Origin of the sequence: Pseudomonas sp. UFMG81 (assembly GCF_015354575.1) — a bacterium.
In the GTDB taxonomy this organism is placed as follows: domain Bacteria; phylum Pseudomonadota; class Gammaproteobacteria; order Pseudomonadales; family Pseudomonadaceae; genus Aquipseudomonas.
Map to the genome: position 1 here is coordinate 1 of NZ_JACAFQ010000007.1, position 20,896 is coordinate 20,896.

Here is a 20,896-nt window from a genome sequence, read left to right on the forward strand (position 1 = left end):
ACAGGAGTGGTGTTCCATTCGGATCAGGGGCGTCAGTATGCGAGCAGCCGCTTCCAATCGGTACTGGCCAGGAAAGACTTCACGCAAAGCATGAGCCGAAAGGGAAACTGCTGGGACAACGCAGTGGCTGAGAGCTTCTTCGCTACGCTGAAAAGGGAAGAAGCATTCAGTGCATATCCCAGTAAACGACATGCTCAACTAGCCATCGCCAGCTATGTTCATGGTTTTTACAACAGCTGTCGGCTGCACTCCGCCCTTGGCTACCGTTCTCCGAACGAATATGCCAAGAGCTTAAGGCCGAAGGCTAAATAGCCAGCTTTTTGGCGTCCGTTGTCACGGGACAGGCCCATGCCTACTTTTTCCAAGAAAAAAGTAGGCCGCCGTAAGGGCGGAAGGGTGAATCAGCGTCTCCATAGCCAATGGATATTCACTCATCAACAAAACCCACACGCTAAAAATCGACCTCGACCTCGACCTCGACCTCGACCTCGACCTCGACCTCGACCTCGACCTCGCCCCCACAGAAAATTCATCACCCCCCAGTTGACATGACCACACCCTTTGCAGGATTTTATCCGCCGCAGGTCAGGACGACCTGACGGCCAAGGGTTGGCCGAGCTCCATTCAGACAAAGGACTGTTCCATGACCGAATCGAATTTCGCGATTTCGGCGTGTGGCGCATTGCTGCGCCAACGCCATCCAGATACCCCCATCGACACCGCGCTCGCAATCCTCGACTGCCTGTTCCGCCGCCGCAGCCTGGCCCCTGGGCAAGACCCGGCGCTGAACGAAGCCGCACTCGCCCCACACCTGCCCAAGGTTCTGGCCGCCCTCGAGCAAGGCCTGCCGATCGAAATGGTGCTGCCCGCCTTCCCAGGCAAGTCACCCAACCGCCAGAAAACCCTGGGCCCATTGCCCGACCTGGCCGAGCACCACGCCATCGACGAACTGCACCGGCTCTGCGAAGAGATCCGCGCACTGCATGCCCCAGGCGCGGTGATCCATATCTGCTCCGACGGCTACGTGTTCTCCGACCTGGTGCGCGTACCCGACGCCCACGTCCAGGCCTACACCGACGACATCCAGCGCTACGCCGACCAGCACTACCCAGGTAGCTTCACCCTGTTCGACCTCAAGGACGCTTACCCGCAACTGGGCTGCCTGGACTCGATGCGCGAAGAGCTGATGATCGAGCACGGCCAGTCGCTGCGTGCATTGCAGCAACGCTTCGAGGACGAGGAGCACATGATGCTGATGTATTGCGGCATCCACCGCTTCCTCGCCGAGGACTACTCGGGCCTGGCGGATTTCGCCGGCATGAGCCTGAACGCGGTGAAGAAGGTCGCCAAGCCCGCCTCCCAGCGCGTGATCCAGCGCAGCGAAGCCTGGAGCGCATTGCTGCAGGCGCGCTACCCCCATTGCCTGCGCTTGTCGATCCACCCGCAGTTGGCCGTGTCGAGCAAGATCGGCATCCGCCTGGTGCCCACCAGCGACCTGTGGCGCACCCCCTGGCATTCGGTGGCCATCAAACGCCGCGGCGTGGTCACCCTCGAGCGGCGCAGCAATGTCGACGAACGCTACAGCCGCCTGGTGTTCCGCCGCGGCCGCCCCTGCCACTACGCCAGCGTGCAGTGATGACGCAGCTGAATGAAGTACACGCGGTGCTGTTCGACCTGGATGGCACCCTGGTGGACACCTTGCCCGATATCGCCTGGTGCCTGAATCAAGTGCTCGAACAGCATCGGTTGCCCGAACTGCCCATGGACCGCGTGCGCGCCATGGTCGGCGGCGGCGTGGCGGCAATGATCGAGCAGGTGGCGCAGGGGAGGGCAGATGCGGCGCGCCTGCATACGGATTACAGCGCCTGCTATCGGCAAAACCTGGTGCGCCTGTCCAGGCCCTACACCGGGATCGGGCCTTTGCTCGAGGCCCTTGCGGCGCGCGGTCTACCCATGGCCGTGGTGACCAACAAGGCCCATGCGCTGGCCGTGGAGCTGGTTGCTCACCTGTTGCCGGCCGATGCCTTCGCCGTGGTGCTGGGGCACCAGCCTGGGCAACGGCTCAAGCCCGCGCCCGAGATCGCCTTGCGCGCCGCCGAACGACTCGGCGTGGCACCTGCCCACTGCCTGTTCGTCGGCGACACCGCCATCGACCTGCTGACGGCCCAGGCGGCGGGCATGCCGGTGGCGGCAGTCGGCTGGGGCTACGGTGAAGCCACCCTGTTGCACGCCCATGGGCCACAGCTGTACTGCGAACACCCCCATCAGTTGCTCGCGGCCTTGCGCCCGGCAACTGTGACGCCCCCCGCGAGCCAACCCGTGGAACGCACCGGCTCGCTGTAACACCCACTCAAGGACGACAACACGATGCATGACAAGGACAGCTGGATCGCAGCCGTCAGCCAGGTGCTGGACGGTTATCTGCTCAAGGCCGTGGACGACCGCTTCGCCGAAGCCGGCCAGGCCCATCTGGCACAGAGCCTGGCCCGGTGTTTCGAGCGTGGCGAACCGGTGCGCATGGTGCTGCCGGGCTTCCCCTGCAAGTCACCGAACGACCGCGACAAGACCTTCGGCGTGCTGCCGGACTACGGCGAGGTGATGGCCATCGAGCGCCTCGACCAGCTTGGCCAGGAGATCGCCGCCCTGCACGCGCCCGGGTGCGAGATCACCATCCTCAGCGACGGCACCACCTTCAACGACATCGTCGGAGTGCCCGACGACGTGCGCCGCGCCTACAACCAGGCCCTGCGCACCCTGTGCGTTACCCACTGCATCCGTTGGGTCAGCATGGAGGACCTGTTCCCCCAGGCCAGCAGCCCCGAGGCGCTGCGTGCAACGCTGGTCAAGCAGGCCCGCCTGCCGTGGAAGCATGTCGAGGCGCTGATCGAGCAATGCCACCAGGACGAAAACTTGGCCCGCAGCCACGACAAGCTGTGCAGCCACCTCTACAACGACCTGCGCCTGTGCCGTGAGCCTGGGCAGGACGAAGACGAGCACCTGCGCCAGATCAGCCACAAGGCCTACCAGATGATGCTGCGTGGCCAGGCGCTCAACGCTGCGGTCGATCGCTTCTTCCCCGAGCACATTCGCCTGTCGGTGCACCAGTACGACAACGCCGGGCCCAAGTTCACCCTGGCCCTGGCCGAGGGCCTGAACCACGTGGTCAGCCCCTGGCACGCGGTGCCGGTGCGTCAGCTCGACGGTAGCCAGTCGTTGCGTGGCCGCGCCGAGGTCGACAGTGCTCGCCATGTGTCGGTGACCTGGCAGGGGCGGCCATGGCTGCTGCACGAAACCAGCGGTGAGGCCCTGGAAGGTTACCGCTTCGAACTGCAAAAACTACCGCTGTTCGGCCTGGTGATCAGCGACCCCCTGGGGCAGGGCTGGCAACGGCTGACTACCGAGACCTTGCAAGGGCTGGTGCGCAGCTTCGGCTTCGTTTGCCTCAAGGGTTGCGAGTACCCCGACCAAGCCGCGTTCGCCGCCGACTGCGCGCGTTTCGGCACCATCTACCGCTGGGCCTTCGGCGAGGTGCACGTGGTCAAACCGGCCGACCAGCCCCAGGGGGTGGTGCACTCGCTGGAGAAGACCCCGCTGCACTGGGACCTCAACCTGCTACCCGACAGCGACCCGCTGGTGCAGCGCGACCCCAAGTTCTGCGCCCACACCTTCATGCTCTACTGCAAGACCCCTCCGCAGCCTGGGGAAGGGCAGACCACCATCGTCGACAGCCGCAACGCCCTGCGCCAGGTCGGCCTTGAGGTGGCGCGCCGATGGCAGGGCGTGGACATCACTTACTACACACGCATGACCTACTTCGGTGGCTCGCCGCGCACCTACCCGCTGGTGGACCGCGACCCACGTACTGGCGAACCGGTGCTGCGTTACCAGGAGGGTTGCGAGTCATCGCTGCAGACGCTGGAGCAACAGGTGCAGGGCGGTGATGACGCCTCCCGGCGCGCGCTGATCGACCAGCTCGACGGCCTGGTCTACGACCCGCAGTGCCTGATCGCTCATGAATGGGCGGCGGGTGACCTGGTGTTGATCGACAACTACCAGACCTTGCACGGGCGCCTGCCCATGAGCCCTGCCTCGGCATCGCGCGAGCTGTGGCGAGTGCAGGTGTACTGATGCATTTACCAGGAAGCTTGCAACACTGACCTCGAGGACGGCTCGTTCCCTGTGGGAGCGGGCTTGCCCGCGAAGGCGGCGGTGGATTCACCCTCGTAATCGCGAGCAAGCCCGCTCCCACAGGGGGAGGGTGTGATTCTGTAAATTCTGCTTATTCACTTTTTGCGCCTGAAAACATCGATAAAAACAGAAAATTGTCCTTTACCTTTGTTGCTTGGCGGGATTATCTTCTTGTTCGGCCGCCGCAGCGGCCAACGTCGCTCGGACGGTTCCGGGCGCTTACGTCTCTAGAGGAAACCATGGCCAACCCAGGTTCGCCGCGCCGTTTCGCGCGCATTGATCGTCTGCCCCCCTACGTCTTCAACATCACCGCCGAACTCAAGATGGCCGCCCGCCGCCGTGGCGAGGACATCATCGACCTGAGCATGGGCAACCCCGATGGCGCCACTCCGCCGCACATCGTCGAGAAGCTGGTGCAGGTCGCCCAGCGCGAAGACACCCATGGCTATTCCACCTCCCGCGGCATCCCACGCCTGCGCCGGGCCATCTCCAACTGGTACAAGCAACGCTACGCGGTCGACATCGACCCGGAAAGCGAAGCCATCGTCACCATCGGCTCGAAAGAGGGCCTGGCGCACCTGATGCTCGGCACCCTCGACCATGGCGACACGGTGCTGGTGCCCAACCCCAGCTACCCCATCCATATCTATGGCGCGGTGATCGCCGGCGCCCAGGTGCGTTCCGTGCCACTGGTGCCGGGCGTGGATTTCTTCAACGAGCTGGAGCGGGCGATCCGCGAGTCGATCCCCAAGCCGAAGATGATGATCCTCGGCTTCCCCTCCAACCCCACCGCCCAGTGCGTCGAGCTGGACTTCTTCGAGCGCGTGGTGGCCCTGGCCAAGCAGTACGACGTGCTGGTAGTGCACGACCTGGCCTACGCCGACATCGTCTACGACGGCTGGAAGGCCCCGTCGATCATGCAGGTGCCAGGTGCCAAGGACATCGCGGTGGAGTTCTTCACCCTGTCCAAGAGCTACAACATGGCCGGCTGGCGTATCGGTTTCATGGTCGGCAACCCCGAGCTGGTCAGCGCCCTGGCGCGGATCAAGAGCTACCACGACTACGGCACCTTCACCCCCTTGCAGGTGGCCGCCATCGCCGCCCTGGAAGGCGACCAGCAGTGCGTGCGCGACATCGCCGAGCAGTACCGCCAGCGCCGCAACCTGCTGGTCAAGGGCCTGCATGAGCTGGGCTGGATGGTCGAGAACCCCAAGGCGTCGATGTACGTCTGGGCGAAGATCCCCGAGCAATACGCACACCTGGGTTCGCTGGAGTTCGCCAAGAAGTTGCTGGCCGAGGCAAAGGTCTGCGTATCGCCAGGCATCGGTTTCGGTGATTACGGCGATGACCACGTGCGTTTCGCCCTGATCGAGAACCAGGACCGTATCCGCCAGGCGATTCGCGGCATCCGCCAGATGTTCCGCGCCGACGGCCTGGCCAGCAAGTAAGCAGGCAGGGCCTTATCGCGGGGCAAGCCCGCTCCCACGGACTTTGCGTGGGAGCGGGCTTGCCCCGCGATGCATTTGTGCCGATCAGCGGCGATCTTTTTTTCATCTCCCCCTCTTCTCAGCCGCACGCGCCTGCATTACAAATAGCGCCGCGGGCGCTCGCCCCCATAACAACAACCTCCCTCCCTGGTCATCATGTCCGAACAGAACCCTTGCCTGACCTGCGGCGCCTGCTGCGGCTACTTTCGTGTGTCTTTCTTCTGGGGTGAATGCCAATCCGCCGGCGGCTTGGTGCCGGACGATCTGGTGGTGCAGATCAACCCGACCCGCGTCGCCATGATCGGCACCGACGCCAAACCCTGCCGCTGTACCAGCCTGGGGGGCGAAATCGGCAAGCAGGTCGCCTGCGGCATCTACGAGAACCGCTCGAGCCCCTGCCGCGAGTTCGAAGCCTCGTGGGAAAACGGCGTGCACAACCCCAGCTGCGACGACGCCCGGGCCGCCTATGGCCTGCCACCGCTCACCCCACCCGGGGCGAACGAGCCGCACTGGCCGGATGACGGCGCGGAAGTGGCCTGAGGCCCAAGCGAAACGGTAAAGCGGTCACATTCTGGCCATTGGCCATGACCGCTCGTCGGATGGATCCAATCTTCACCGGGCTGTAGCCCCCGAAACACGTGCCGCCTCGACAAAGTATTAACACCATTTGATCGCCCCACACGGCGTGCTGCCTGGCCCCGAGCGGCTACACATTCCCACAAAGGAACTTGTAGCCAGGGTCAGGCGTTTCGGCCGCCGTGTGTAGCGTTGCTGCGACACACGCATTCAAGGACTGAATGGCCTGATCCACGAAGGAGCTCTTACGTGGACAGATGTGTCGCCGCCCGTTCGCCCGCCCGTTTCCATCAACTTTCCCTGGCCATCAGCCTGGCTGTCGGTGCCATGGGCTTCGGCCTCGGCAGCGGGCCAGTGCTGGCCGCCTGTTCCGCCGCCGCCCTGACCGTTACCTGCAACGGCGCCGCCAACCCGCTGGCACCCAGCTATTCCAACGCCACCAGTGGCCTGACCGTCAACATCAACCCCGGTGCTGGCGTGGGTGTGCTGCTGGGCGTGGGCGGCACCGCGCTGACGCTGACCGGCAACAACAACACCCTCAACAACTCCGGTACCGTCAACCCCGCACTGCTGGGGGTGTTGAGCCTGCTGTCCAGCGGTACCGTGATCGGCAATACCAGCACCGCCAGCACCCTCCTAATCACCAACACCGCCACGGGCGTGCTCAGGGGCACCAGCGGCCTGCTCGGCGCGAGCCTGATCAACCTCACCGGCATGGCGCTGGACGCGCGCAACGCCGCGGGTGGCACCACCACCATCAACAACGCCGGCTCCATCGGCTCCACGGCATTGGCCGGCGTTTCCCTGCTGGGCGAAGACATGCCGGTGATCGCCGTGAGCGGCGGCGGTGCGGTGAACTTCACCAACACCGGTACCGTGCTTGGGCGCACGGCGTTCCAGGCCTCCTCGGCCGGCAATATCTTCACCAACGCCGGCAACCTCACCGGCAGCCTGTCGATGGGCGCGGGCAGCACCAACCGTTTCAACGCCATCACCGGCTCCAGCGTCAGCGCCGGGGCAGGCATTGCCGTGTCCTTGCTGGTCACCAGCAACCCCAACCTGGCCTTCGCACCCACCGGGGTGATCGACGGCGGCGCCAGCGGCGACAACACCCTGGCGCTGCAGAACGCCATCGGCGGTGGCAGCGGCACCAGCGGCAGCGGCACCATCAACGCCAGCAACTACATCAACTTCAACCGGCTGATCGTCGACGCCGGCACCTGGAGCCTGATCGGCCAGGTGCTCAACGGCACCACCCAGACCACCCTCAACGGCGGCCAGCTGAACTTCGACAACGCCAGCGCATTCGGCAGCGGCGGCATCGTCGCCAACGGCGGTGGCCTGGCCGGCACCGTCGCCGGCCTGAGCCTGAACAACACCTTGACCCTGAACGCCGGCCTGAACGTCGGTGGCGCCACCGACATGACCTTGGCCGGGGTGATCAGCGGCGTCGGCGGGCTGACCAAGACCGGTGCCGGCCTGCTCACCCTGGGCGCCGGCAACACCTATTCCGGCGGCACCACCCTGGCCGCTGGCGGGCTCAACCTGACCAGTGCCGCGGCGCTGGGCAGTGGCGGCCTGACCGTCAGCGGCGCCGGCAGCCTGCAAGGCAGCGTGCCGCTGGTGCTGAACAATGCCGTGGCACTCAACGCCGCGTTGAGCCTGCCCGGCAGCAATGCCCTGACCCTGGGCGGGGTGCTCAGTGGCAGCGGCTCGCTGCTCAAGAGCGGCAGCGGCAACCTGACCCTGAACGGCGTCAACACCTTCAGCGGCGGCACCACCCTGGCCACCGGCACGCTCACCCTGGGCAACGACAACGCCCTGGGCACGGGTGCCCTGAGCCTCACCGGCAACGCCACCCTGGACACCACGGCGGCGATGACCCTGGGCAACGCCATCAACCTGGGCAGCAGCGCCCTGACCTTGCCGGGCAATAACGCGCTCACCCTCGGCGGCGTGATCGGCGGTACCGGCAGCCTGGTCAAGAACGGCATTGCCGACCTCGCCCTCAACGGCGTCAACACCTACAGCGGCGGTACCAGCCTGGCCGCCGGCAAGCTCACCCTCGGCAACAGCGCCGCGCTGGGCACGGGGGCCCTGGCCCTGACCGGCAACGCCAGCCTCGATGCCAGCACCGCAGTCAGCCTGGGCAATGCGATCAACCTGGGCGCCAACACCCTCAACCTGCTGGGCACCAGCGCCACCACCCTGGGCGGCGTGATCAGCGGCACCGGCGCAGTGGTCAAGAACGGTGCCGGCGACCTGGCGCTCAATGGCAACAACACCTTCAGCGGCGGCCTGACGCTGAACACCGGCAAGCTCACCGTCGGCCACAACAATGCCCTGGGCGGCGGCGCGCTGACCCTGGGCGGCAATGCCAGCCTCGATGCCAGCACCGGGGTCAACCTGGGCAACGCCGTCAACCTCGGTGCCAACACCCTCGACCTGCTCGGCACCAGCGCCACCACCCTGGGCGGGGTGATCAGCGGCACCGGCGCGCTGGTGAAAAACGGCAGCGCCGGGCTGACCCTCAACGGCGCCAACACCTTCAGCGGCGGTACCACCCTCAATGCTGGTGTGATGACCGTCGGCAACAACGCTGCCCTGGGTACCGGCGCGCTGACCCTCGGCGGCAATGCCGGGCTCGACGCCAACACCGCGGTCAACCTGGGCAACGCCATCAACCTCGGCGGCAACACCCTGACCCTGCTGGGCAGCAACGCCACCACCCTGGGTGGCGTGGTCAGCGGCACCGGCGCACTGGTCAAGAACGGCTCCAGCAACCTCACCCTGGCCGGCGCCAACACCTTCAGCGGCGGCCTCACGCTCAATGCCGGCACCCTGACCCTCGCCGACGCCGCCGCGCTCGGCACCGGCGGGCTGACCGTCGGGGGCGCGGCCACCCTGAGCAACAGCCAGGCCATGACCCTGAACAACACCGTCAGCCTGGGCGGCAACCTGACCCTGGCCGGCGCCAACAACCTGACCCTGGCCGGCAATGTCAGCGGCAGCGGCGGGCTGATCAAGAACGGCGCCGGCAGCCTGACCCTCAGCGGCACCAACAGCCAGAGTGGCAGCACTGCGCTCAACGCCGGCAGCCTGATCCTGGGCAGCGCCACGGCACTGGGCAGCGGCGCGCTCAACGCCGCCAATAACACCACCCTCGACAGCAGCGTGGCCGGGCTGAGCCTGGGCAACAACCTCAACCTGGCCGGCAACCTCAACCTGACCGGCAGCAATGACCTGACCCTCGGTGGTGTCATCGCCGGTGTCGGTGGCCTGACCAAGAACGGCAGCAGCACCCTGACCCTCAACGGCGCCAACACCAACGTGGGCAACACCAACCTCAATGCCGGGCGCATCGTGGTTGGCAGCAACACCGCCTTGGGCTCGGGCGCGCTCAACGCCGCCGCTGGCACGATCCTGGACGCCAGCACCGCCGTCACCCTCGGCAACGCGGTCAACCTGGCCGGCGCCCTGACCCTCGGTGGCAGCGCCAACCTTGGCCTGGGCGGGGTGATCAGCGGCGCTGGCAGCCTGGTCAAGAACGGCAGTGCAACCCTGACCCTGTCCGGCCCCAACACCTACCTCGGTGGCACCACCCTCAACGCCGGTGGCCTGGTACTGGGCAACGGCAGCGCCCTGGGCGCAGGCAAGCTGACCGTGGCGGGTGCGGGCAGCCTCGACACCAACGCCGCGCTCAGTGTCGGCAACGCCGTCACCCTGGATGCAGACCTCACCCTGGCCGGCAGCAACAACCTCAGCCTCAACGGCGTGATCGACGGCACCGGCCGCCTGATCAAGAACGGCGCCGCCACGCTCACCCTCGGCGGGCTCAACACCTATGCCGGTGGCACCTTGCTCAACGCCGGCAGCCTGGTGCTGGGCAACGGCAGTGCGCTCGGCACGGGCACCCTGACCGTGGCCGGTGCGGCCAACCTGGACAACAGCAGCGCCATCAGCCTGGGCAACAACGTCGCGCTCGACGCCAACCTCACCTTGGGCGGCAGCAACGCGCTGACCCTCGGCGGCGTGCTCAGCGGGGCAGGGCAACTGATCAAGAACGGCAACGCCAGCCTGACCCTCAATGGCGTCAACACCTACGCCGGTGGCACCACCCTGAATGCCGGCGGCCTGGTCATCGGCAACGGCAGCGCCCTGGGCAGTGGCGCCTTGAACGTGACCGGTGCCGCCAGCCTCGACAACAGCGCCGTGCTGGCCCTGGCCAATAACATCGGCCTGGGCGCCAACCTGACCCTGGGCGGCAGCAACGACCTTACCCTGGGCGGCGTAATCAGCGGCACGGGCGGCCTGATCAAGAACGGCCTGGCCGACCTTACGCTCACGGGCAACAACACCTTCAGCGGCGCCATCGACCTGCTCGCCGGCAGCCTGACCACCGTCGGCACCGGCGCCCTGGGCAATGCGTCAGCGCTCAATGTCGGCGCCGGTGCCAGCCTCAACCTCGGCAACAGTGCCACGGTCGGCGGCCTGAGCGGCGCCGGCACGGTGAACGTGGCCGGCGGCGGCAACCTGAGCGTGGGCGGCAACAACCTCAGCAACGTGTTCAGCGGCGTGCTGGCGGGCGCAGGCGGCCTGGTCAAGAACGGCACCGGCAGCCTGGAGCTGTCGGGCATCAACGTGCTGGCGGGCAACACCACGGTCAACGCCGGCCTGCTCAATGTCACCGGCACCCTGGCCAGCGCCAACCTGCAGGTCAACAGCGGCGCCAGCCTGGGCGGCACCGGCAGCCTGCTCGGCGCGGTGGACATCGCCAACGGCGCGCACCTGCTGGCCAACAGCGGCGCGACCCTGGCCACCGGGGCACTGACCCTGCACAGCGGCTCGATCCTCGATTTCGGCCTGGGTTCGCCGTCCACCGGCGGTACCGCGCTGGTCAACGTCAACGGCAACCTCACCCTCGACGGCACCCTCAACGTCACCGATATCGGCGGCTTCGGCACTGGCATCTACCGCCTGTTCGACTACACCGGCGCGCTGGTCGACAACGGTGTGCTGTTCGGTTCGATCCCGGGCAGCGTGCTGCCGGGCGACCTGCAGGTGCAGACGTCGATCGGCTCCCAGGTCAACCTGCTGGTCGGTGGTGCCAGCGGTACCGTGCAGTTCTGGGATGGCAGCAACAGCGTCCCCAACGGGGTGATCGACGGCGGCACCGGTACCTGGAATGGCGTCAATACCAACTGGACCGATATCAACGGCGTGCTCAACAACTCCTGGGGCAGCGACTTCGCGGTGTTCCAGGGCACCGCGGGCGACGTGACCCTGGTCGGCACCCAGAGCGCCAGCGGCCTGCAATTCGTCACCAACGGCTACCGCCTGATCGGCGCGGGCGGGCTGAACCTGGTCAATGGCAGCAACGGCGCCTTCGCCGTGCGTGTCGACCCGGGCGCCACCGCCACCCTCAACGTTGGCCTGTCCGGCAGCGGCCAGCTGGCCAAGATGGACAGCGGCACGCTGGTGCTCAACGGCGCCAACAGCTACACCGGCGGCACCCTGCTCAACGGCGGGACGCTGGTGGTCGGCAGCAATACCGCCCTGGGCACCGGTGCGGTCAGCACCGCGGCGGGGACCAGCCTGGACAGCAACACCGCCGTCACCCTCGGCAACGCCTTCGCCCTGAGCGGCGCGCTGACCGTGGCCGGCAATGCCGACCTTGGCCTGGCCGGTGTCGTCTCGGGCACTGGCAACCTGGTCAAAGCCGGTGGCGCCAACCTCACCCTGGGCAGCGCCAACACCTACAGCGGCGGCACCGAGCTCGGCGCCGGCACCCTGACCCTGGGCAACGCCCAGGCGCTGGGCACCGGTGGCCTCACGGTCAACGGGGCTTCCAGCCTGACCAGCACCGGCGACTTCAGCCTGGCCAACAGCGTTGCCCTGAACGGCAGCCTCACCCTGCCGGGCAGCAGCAACCTGACGCTCAACGGCGCGGTGAGCGGCAACGGCGGGCTGATCAAGTCTGGCAGCGGCGTGCTCACCCTCAACGGCAGCAACAGCTACCAGGGCAACACCAGCCTCAATGGCGGCACCCTGGTGGTGGGCAGCAACATGGCACTGGGCGCTGGCGCGCTGAATGCCGTGGGTGGCACCACCTTGAGCAGCAATGCCAACGTGACCCTGGCCAACCAGATCACCCTGGGCGGCAATCTGACCCTGACCGGTGCCCAGGACCTGACGTTGGGCGGCAACATCACCGGCGTCGGCGGCCTGACCAAGACCGGCAGCGGCACCCTGACCCTGAACGGGACCAATGGCAACCTGGGCAACACCCACCTCAATGCCGGCACCCTGGTGCTCGGCAGCGCCAGCGCGCTTGGCCTGGGCCAGCTCAACGCGGCCGCCGGCACCACGCTGGACAGCAACACCGGGCTGAACATCGGCAACACCGTCAACCTCGCTGGCAACCTGACCATCGCCGGCAGCAACGACCTGGGCCTGGGCGGCCTGGTCACCGGCGCCGGCAGCCTGACCAAGAACGGCGCCAGCAACCTGACCCTCAGTGGTGCCAACACCCTCATCGGCGGCGTGACCCTCAACGCCGGCACCCTGACCCTGGGCAACAACCAGGCGCTGGGCAGCGGCACCCTGACCGTCGGCGGTGCTGCCAACCTGGCTACCCTCGGCCCGTTGAACCTGGCCAACCAGCTGATCCTCAACGACACCCTGAGCCTGATCGGCAACAACAACCTGGCGCTCAATGGCGCGATCAGCGGCACCGGAGGCCTGAGCAAGGCCGGAAGCGGCAACCTCACCCTCGGCGCCGCCAACACCTACCAGGGCACCACCACCCTGGGCGGCGGCACCCTGACCCTGGGCAACAACACCGCCCTGGGCCTGGGCAACCTGGCGGTCACCGGCAACAGCACCCTGGCCAGCAATGGCGTGCTGCAGGTGGCCAACGCCATCGGCCTTGGTGCCAGCAACACCCTGAGTGTCAACAACAGCCAGGCCCTGACGCTCGGCGGCGTGATCAGTGGCGCCGGCGCTTTGAGCAAGCAGGGCGGCGGCCAGCTGATCCTCAATGGCAACAACACCTACAGCGGTGGCACCACCCTGCAGGCCGGCAGCCTGCTGCTGGGCAACGCCAACGCCCTGGGCAGCGGCGCGCTGACCGTCAACGGCGCCGCAGGCCTCGACGCCAGCGTGGCGCTGGCGCTGGCCAACGCCATCAACCTGGCCGGGGGCAACCTCACCCTCGGCGGCAGCCAGGCGCTGACCCTCAACGGCGTGCTCAGCGGCAACAACGGCCTGGTCAAGAACGGCGCCGCCAGCCTGACCCTCAACGGCAACAACACCTACAGCGGCGGCACCACGCTCAACGGCGGCACCCTGGTGGTGGGCAGCAACACCGCCCTGGGCAGCGGTGCCCTGAGCACTGGCGCCAATACCAGCCTCGATGCCAGCGGCGCCGGCGTCACCCTGGCCAACGCCGTGCACCTGGGCGGCACGCTCAATGTGCCCGGCAGCGCCGACCTCACCCTCGGCGGCGTGATCGATGGCGTGGGTGGCCTGAACAAATCCGGCGCCGCCACCCTGACCCTCAATGGCGCCAACAGCTACCTGGGCGGCACCACCCTGAGCGCCGGCCGGCTGGTGGTCGGCAACGACAATGCCCTGGGGCAGGGCGCCCTGACCGTGGCCGGGGCTGCGAGCCTGGCCAGCAGTGCCAGCACCACCCTGGCCAACAACCTCACCCTCAATGCCGGCCTGACCCTCGACGGCAGCAACGACCTCACCCTCAACGGTGTGATCAACGGCACCGGTGGCCTGAGCAAAAGTGGCAGCGGCAACCTGACCCTCAACGGCAACAACGGCTACCAGGGCGGCACCCAGCTCAATGCCGGGCGCCTGACCGTGGGCAGCAGCGGCGCCCTGGGCACCGGCACCCTCGCCGTCACCGCCGATGCCACCCTGGCCAACAGCTCGCCAATGGCCCTGGGCAACACCATCGCCCTGAGCAACAACGCCAACCTGACCTTCGACGTCGCCAACGTGCTGATCCTCAGCGGCGACCTCAGCGGCACCGGCAACCTGGTCAAGCTCGGCGTCGACGACCTCACCCTGGTCGGCGTCAAGACCTTCACCGGCAACGTCGACATCCAGGCCGGCTCGCTCACCACCCTGGGCAGCGGCGTGCTGGCCAACGTCGACACCCTCAATGTCGGCGCCAGCGGCCAGCTCAACCTCAATGGCAACGCGAGCCTGGGCAGCCTGACCGGCAGCGGCAAGGTCGATGTCGGTATCGGCAGCGTCCTCAGCCTGGGCAGCAACAACCTCAGCAGCACCTTCGCCGGCGGCCTCAACGGCCTGGGTGGCCTGACCAAGGTCGGCACCGGCACCCTGACCCTGACGGGCACCAGCAACCTGGCCGACAACAGCCAGGTCAATGGCGGTACCCTGAAGGTCGACGGCACCCTGGGCAGCAACCTGCTGACCGTTGGCAATGGCGCCACCCTCACCGGTGGCGGCAACGCCAACGCCACGGTGATCATCAGCAACGGCGGGCACCTGGCCGGGCAGAGCGGCAGCACCCTGGGCCTGGGTTCACTGGTGCTCAACAGTGGTTCGGTGGTCGATGCCGGCCTCGGCTCGCCCTCCACCGGCGCCACTGCGCTGTTCAACGTCGGCGGCAACCTGACCCTAGACGGCACGCTCAACGTCAGCAACATCGGCGGCTTCGGCAACGGCGTGTACCGCATCTTCGACTACGCAGGCGCCCTCACCGACAACGGCCTGGACTTCGGCAACCTGCCGCTGGGGATCGGCCTGGGTGACGTGAGCCTGCAAACCGCACTGGCCAACCAGGTCAACCTGCTGGTCAGCGGCACTGGCCAGAACATCCAGTTCTGGGATGGCAGCCAGACCGTGGCCAACGGCCAGGTCGATGGCGGCACCGGCGTGTGGAATGCCGGCAACAGCAACTGGACCGACCTCAACGGCACCACCAACAGCGCCTGGGGCAACACCTTCGCCGTGTTCCAGGGCACTGCGGGGGATGTCACCGTCAATGGCAGCCAGAGCCTCACCGGCCTGCAGTTCGTCAGCAACGGCTACCGCCTGCTGGCCGGCACGGCCGGCGCGCTCAACCTGGTCAACGGCAGCGGTGGCGACACCAGCATGCGCGTCGACCCGGGCGTCACCGCCACCCTCGATGTCGGCCTCACCGGTGCCGGCAAACTGAACAAGCTCGACAGTGGCACCCTGGTGCTCAACGGCAGCAACAGCTACAGCGGCGGCACCGCGCTCAGTGGCGGCAAGCTCATCCTGGGCAGCAACAGCGCGCTGGGCAGCGGCGTGCTGGCGGCCGCCACCGGCACCAGCCTGGACAGCAACAAGAGCGTGACCCTGGGCAACGCCATCACCCTGGCCGGGCCCTTGAACATCACGGGCAGCAACGACCTGGCGCTTACCGGTGCCATCAGCGGCGCCGGTGGCCTGGTCAAGGCCGGCAGCGCGCGCCTGGCGCTGGCCGGCAACAACAGCTACGCCGGCAACACCGCACTCAACGGCGGCACCCTGGTGGTCGGCTCCAACACCGCGCTGGGCACCGGCGCGCTCAACGCCGCCGCCGGCACCCTGCTCGACAGCAGTCAGGCCGTAACCCTGGGCAATGCAGTCAACCTGGCCGGCGCCCTGACAGTGCTGGGCAGCAACGACCTCACCCTCGGCGGCACCGTCGCCGGCACCGGCCGCCTGCTCAAGGCCGGCGCCGCGCGCTTGGCGCTGCTGGGGGCCAACAGCTACAGCGGCGGCACCGAGTTGCAATCCGGCACCTTGGTGGTCGGCAACAACGCCGCCCTGGGCAGTGGTGGCCTGGACGTCACCGGCAATGCCAGCCTCGACAGCAGCAGCGCGGTGACCCTGGCCAACCCGGTCAACGTCAGTGGCATCCTCAACGTGCTGGGCAGCAACGACCTGCAACTGGCCGGCGTGCTCAGTGGCGCCGGGACCCTCAACAAGAGCGGCCTGGCCGACCTGACGCTGTCGGGCAACAACACCTTCAGCGGCATCCTCAACATCCTCTCCGGCAGCCTGAGCACCCTGGGCACCACTGCCCTCGGCACCCAGAGCCAGCTCAACGTGAGCAGTGGCGCTTCGCTGAACCTTGACGGCAACACCAGCCTGGGCGTCATCGGTGGCACCGGTGCGATCCAGATCGCCCCGGGCAACAGCCTCAATGTCGAAGGCGGGGTGTTCGACGGTGCGATCAGCGGCACCGGCACCCTCAACAAACTGGGCACCAGCCTGCTGGCGCTGAGCGGCAACAACAGCCACAGCGGCACCACCAACGTGCAGGCCGGTGGCCTCAAGGTCGATGGCAGCCTGGCCAGCGGCACGGTCAACATCGCCAGCGGCGCCACCCTCAGCGGTGCAGGCAGCCTGGGTGGCTCGGTGGCGGTGGCCAACGGTGGCACCCTGGCCGCCATCAGCGGGGCCACCCTCAATGCCGGCAACCTGTCGTTGGCCAGCGGTTCGATCTTCAATGCTTCGCTCGGTGCGGCGGGCGGCAGTGCGGGGGCATTGGTCAACGTGGCCAACAACCTGACCCTGGGCGGCACGCTCAACATCAACGACATCGGCGGCTTCGGCGCCGGTGTGTACCGGCTGTTCGCCTACGGCGGCAGCCTGACCAACAACGGCATGGCCATCGGCAGCACACCGGTGCCGCCCAGCGACCTGACCGTGCAGACCGCCATCGCCAACCAGGTCAACCTGGTGGTGGGCGGCGCCAGCAACGTGCTGTTCTGGGATGGCAGCCAAACCGTCGCCAATGGTGTGATCGACGGTGGCAACGGCGCGTGGGATGCCACCAACACCAACTGGACCGACGCCAACGGTGTGCTCAATACCCCGTGGAACGACACCTTCGCGGTGTTCCAGGGCAGCGCCGGCACGGTCACCGTGAACGGCAGCCAGAGCATCACGGGCCTGCAATTCATCAGCAACGGCTACGTGCTCGCGGCCGGCAGCGCCGGCGAACTGCTCACCAGCACCAGCGGCGCCACCAACCTGCGGGTCGACAGTGGCGCCACCGCCACCCTCAACGTGGCCCTCAACGGCACCGGCAACGTCGCCAAGTACGACAGCGGCACCCTGGTGCTCAACGCCGCCAACGGCTACAGCGGCGGCACCGCGCTCAATGGCGGCACCCTGGTGGTGGGCAATGACAGCGCGCTGGGCAGTGGCACCTTGACCGCCGCTGCTGGCACCACGCTCGACAGCAACACCGCCGTCACCCTGGCCAACGCTGCCGTGCTCAACGGTGCCCTGGCCATCGGCGGCAGCAACGCGCTGACCCTCAACGGCGCCATCAGCGGCGGCGGTGGCCTGGTCAAGAACGGCGCCGGCAGCCTGACCCTGGGCGGGGCCAACAGCTACACCGGTGGCACCCAGATCAACGCCGGCAGCGTGGTGGGTAACAGCAGCAGCCTGCAAGGGGCGATCCTCAACAATGCCGCGCTGACCTTCGAACAGAACGCCAACGGCAGCTACACCGGCAACCTCACCGGTACCGGCAGCCTGACCAAGAACGGCAGTGGCGAATTGCTGCTGACCGGGGTCAACGGCCTGACCGGCGCCACCACCGTCAACGCCGGCAGCTTGCGGGTCAATGGCCGCCTCGACAGCAGCAGTGTGCAGGTCGCCACCGGCGCCCGCCTGGGCGGCAGCGGCACGCTGTCGGGGGCGGTGCAGATCGCCAATGGCGCCACCCTGGCCGCGGGCCAGAGCAGTACGCCACTGACCCTGGGCAGCCTCGCCCTGAACAGTGGCAGCGCCCTGGACTTCAGCCTGGGTGCGCCGGCCGCCTCCACCACCGTGGTGCGGGTCGACGGCAACCTGGTGCTCGACGGCACGCTGAACATCAGCAATGCCGGCGGCTTCGGCACCGGCGTCTACCAGCTGTTCAGCTACGGCGGCGCGCTCACCAACAATGGCCTGGTGTTCGGCGCCATTCCCGGCAGCGTGGCGCTGGCCAACCTCAGTCTGCAAACGGCCATCGCCAACCAGCTCAACCTGGTGGTGCAAGGGGCGGGCGACCAGTTGCAGTTCTGGAACGGCGGCAAGACCAACCCCGATGGCAGCATCGGCGGTGGCAGCGGTGTGTGGGGCCCAGGCACCAACTGGACCAACGCCAGCGGTACCAGCGGCGAGGGTTGGGGGGCGCAGTTCGCCGTGTTCGGCGGCGCGCCGGGCACGGTCACCGTACTGGGCAGCCAGGCCTTCACCGGCATGCAGTTCCTCAGCGGTGGTTACCAAGTGGTACCGGGGGCCGACGGCAGCCTGAGCCCGGTCAATGGGGCTGACGGCAGCCTGGCACCGGTGCGGGTCAATGCCGGCGCCACCACCGTGGTCAGCGCGCCGTTGGTGGGCAGCGGCGGTATCGAGAAGCTCGATTCCGGCACCTTGATGCTCACGGGCGCCAACAGCTACAGCGGTGGCACCACCGTCAGCGGCGGTACGCTGGTGGGTAATACCTCCAGCCTGCAAGGCGCCATCGCCAACAATGCCAACCTGGTGTTTGCCCAGACCAGCAACGGTACCTTCAACGGCACCCTCAGCGGCACCGGCACCACCACCAAGCAGGGCGCCGGGGCGCTGCTGCTGACCGGCAACCAGCCGTTCAGCGGTGCCTTCAACGTCAACCAGGGCGTGCTGCAAGTGGGCGACGCCGCCCACCCAGGCACCACCCTGGCGGCCCAGGTGAGCGTGGCCAGTGGCGCCGCGCTGCAAGGCAACGGCACCGTCGCCAGCCTGAGCAACAGCGGCACCGTGATGCCAGGCCCGGGCGGCAACTTGAACGTCACCGGCAACTTCACCAACACCCCCAGCGGTACGCTGCTTATCGACTTGGGCATCGAGCCTGCGAACTACCTGAACGTGGGTGGCACCGCCAACCTGGGTGGCACCCTGCAGGTGGTCAACCATGACGGCGACGATGGCCAGTACATCGTGGTCAACGCCGCTGGCGGGGTAACCGGGACCTTCAGTGGCACCAACCTGAGCAACTCGGCGTTCCTCAACAGCGCCCTGGGTTATGGCGCCAACCAGGTGACCCTGTCGATCAGCCGCAACGGCACCAGCTTCGCCGACGTCGCCGCCACCGGTAACCAGCGCGGTGTGGCCCTGGCCCTGGCCAGCGCCGGAGCGCCGGCCACGCTGAGCAACAACATCCTGCAGATGAGCGGGCAGCAGGCCCGGGAAGCCTTCGACAGCCTGTCTGGCGAAATCCACGCCAGCACCGCCAGCGTGCTGATCGAGGATTCGCGCTACATCCGCGACGCGGTCAACGACCGCCTGCGCCAGGCCGATTGCACCCGCCAGGACGACCCACGGCGCACCCTGGCGCCCACCGCCAACCAGCAGCTCACCAGCGAAGGTTGCCAGGGCCAGGCGGTAGGCTGGATCCGCGCCATTGGCGGCTGGGGTGACTACGACGGCAGCAGCAACCACGCCAGCGTCGACCGCGACCTGTCGGGCTTCATGCTCGGTGTGGACCGTGCCCTGGACGACCAGTGGAAAGTCGGCGTGGCCGCTGGCTACACCCGCGACAGCATCGACGCGCACCATCGCCGTTCGGACGCCACTGTCGACAGCTATCACCTGACCACCTACCTCGGCTACCAACTGGACGCCTTCGCGGCGCGCATGGGCGTGGCCTACAGCTGGCACGACATCGACACCAAGCGCGATGTCTCGGTGGGCAGCTACGACGACCGGCTCAAGGCGGGTTACAAGGCCCGCAGCGCCCAGGTGTTCGGCGAGGTAGGCTATGCCATCGATGCCGGCGGCATTGCCCTGGAGCCGTTCGCCGGGTTGGCGTATGTCGACTACGACAGCGATACCGCCCATGAGAAGGGCGGGGCAGGGCGGCTGGAAGGGAGCGTTGATCAGGACGTGACCTATTCCACCCTCGGCGTGCGGGCGGGCAAACACATCGCGCTGGACAATGGCAGCGTGATCACGCCGCGGTTGTCGGTGGGCTGGCGGCATGCGTTTGGTGATACCAAGCCGGATGCCGACTTGCGCTTTATCGGTGGTGGGGCTGGGTTCAGCACCGAGGGCGTGCCGATTGCCAAGGATGCGGCGGTGGTCGAGGCCGGGTTGGATTTGTCGGTGGGCGAGAGCGGCAAGCTGGGGATTGGCTACTCGGGGCAATTGTCCAATGAGGCCAGGGACCATGGGGTGACGCTGAGCTTTAGCATGGGGTTCTGAGGTGGGGCGACGCGGTGCCCTGTCATGCCAACAAGGCGGACAGTGGAGACCTCACAGGCATAACTGGCCCGAAACAGATGTGGGAGCTGGCTTGCCAGCGATGCGCCGCGCGGGCGGCGCTCGATCTTGAGAGCGCTGCAAATGTGTCGGCAGGCACCTGGCGGCCTACATGCGATCCCAAGGCAGGCACCTGGGCGCCACACCGCTGGAACTGGATAAGCAGAATTGCGCGGTGGGCTGGAGGTGCATGTCGAGAGATCGGGTGAGGGCCACCAGGTGCTAGCCGGTGTTGTTGTAGCGCTCTTGAGATCGAGCGCCGCCCGCGCGGCGCATCGCTGGCAAGCCAGCTCCCACATCTGTTTCGGGCCAGTTATGCCTGTTGTTTCACCGCTGTCCGCCTTGTTGGCACGACG

7 protein-coding genes are annotated in these 20,896 nt (G+C 67.3%); all 7 read left to right on the forward strand.

The features are described from left to right. Positions 1–312 (forward strand): integrase core domain-containing protein (locus tag IX761_RS27095; RefSeq protein WP_194788915.1); only part of this gene is annotated, 312 nt, incomplete at its 5' end. Between the two features lie 331 nt (positions 313–643). Continuing rightward, positions 644–1,636 (forward strand): isocyanide synthase family protein, encoded by a 993-nt coding sequence (locus IX761_RS07150; protein WP_194788916.1) that lies wholly within the window; start codon positions 644–646, stop codon positions 1,634–1,636. Beyond that, the gene (locus IX761_RS07155; RefSeq protein WP_194788917.1) at positions 1,636–2,343 is read left to right on the forward strand and encodes an HAD family hydrolase; all 708 of its coding nucleotides are present in this window, start codon (positions 1,636–1,638) and stop codon (positions 2,341–2,343) included. Before IX761_RS07150 ends, IX761_RS07155 begins: the two co-directional genes overlap by 1 nt. A gap of 24 nt (positions 2,344–2,367) precedes the next feature. Next, a complete protein-coding gene (locus IX761_RS07160; RefSeq protein ID WP_194788918.1) occupies positions 2,368–4,128 on the forward strand; it encodes an isocyanide synthase family protein in 1,761 nt (586 codons plus the stop codon). Between the two features lie 299 nt (positions 4,129–4,427). Beyond that, the gene (gene alaC, locus IX761_RS07165) at positions 4,428–5,636 is read left to right on the forward strand and encodes an alanine transaminase (protein WP_194788919.1); all 1,209 of its coding nucleotides are present in this window, start codon (positions 4,428–4,430) and stop codon (positions 5,634–5,636) included. 195 nt (positions 5,637–5,831) lie between these two features. Further along, a complete protein-coding gene (locus IX761_RS07170) occupies positions 5,832–6,215 on the forward strand; it encodes a YkgJ family cysteine cluster protein (RefSeq protein ID WP_194788920.1) in 384 nt (127 codons plus the stop codon). Between the two features lie 285 nt (positions 6,216–6,500). After that, positions 6,501–20,483 (forward strand): autotransporter-associated beta strand repeat-containing protein, encoded by a 13,983-nt coding sequence (locus IX761_RS07175; RefSeq protein WP_194788921.1) that lies wholly within the window; start codon positions 6,501–6,503, stop codon positions 20,481–20,483. The last annotated feature ends 413 nt before the right edge of the window (positions 20,484–20,896 follow it).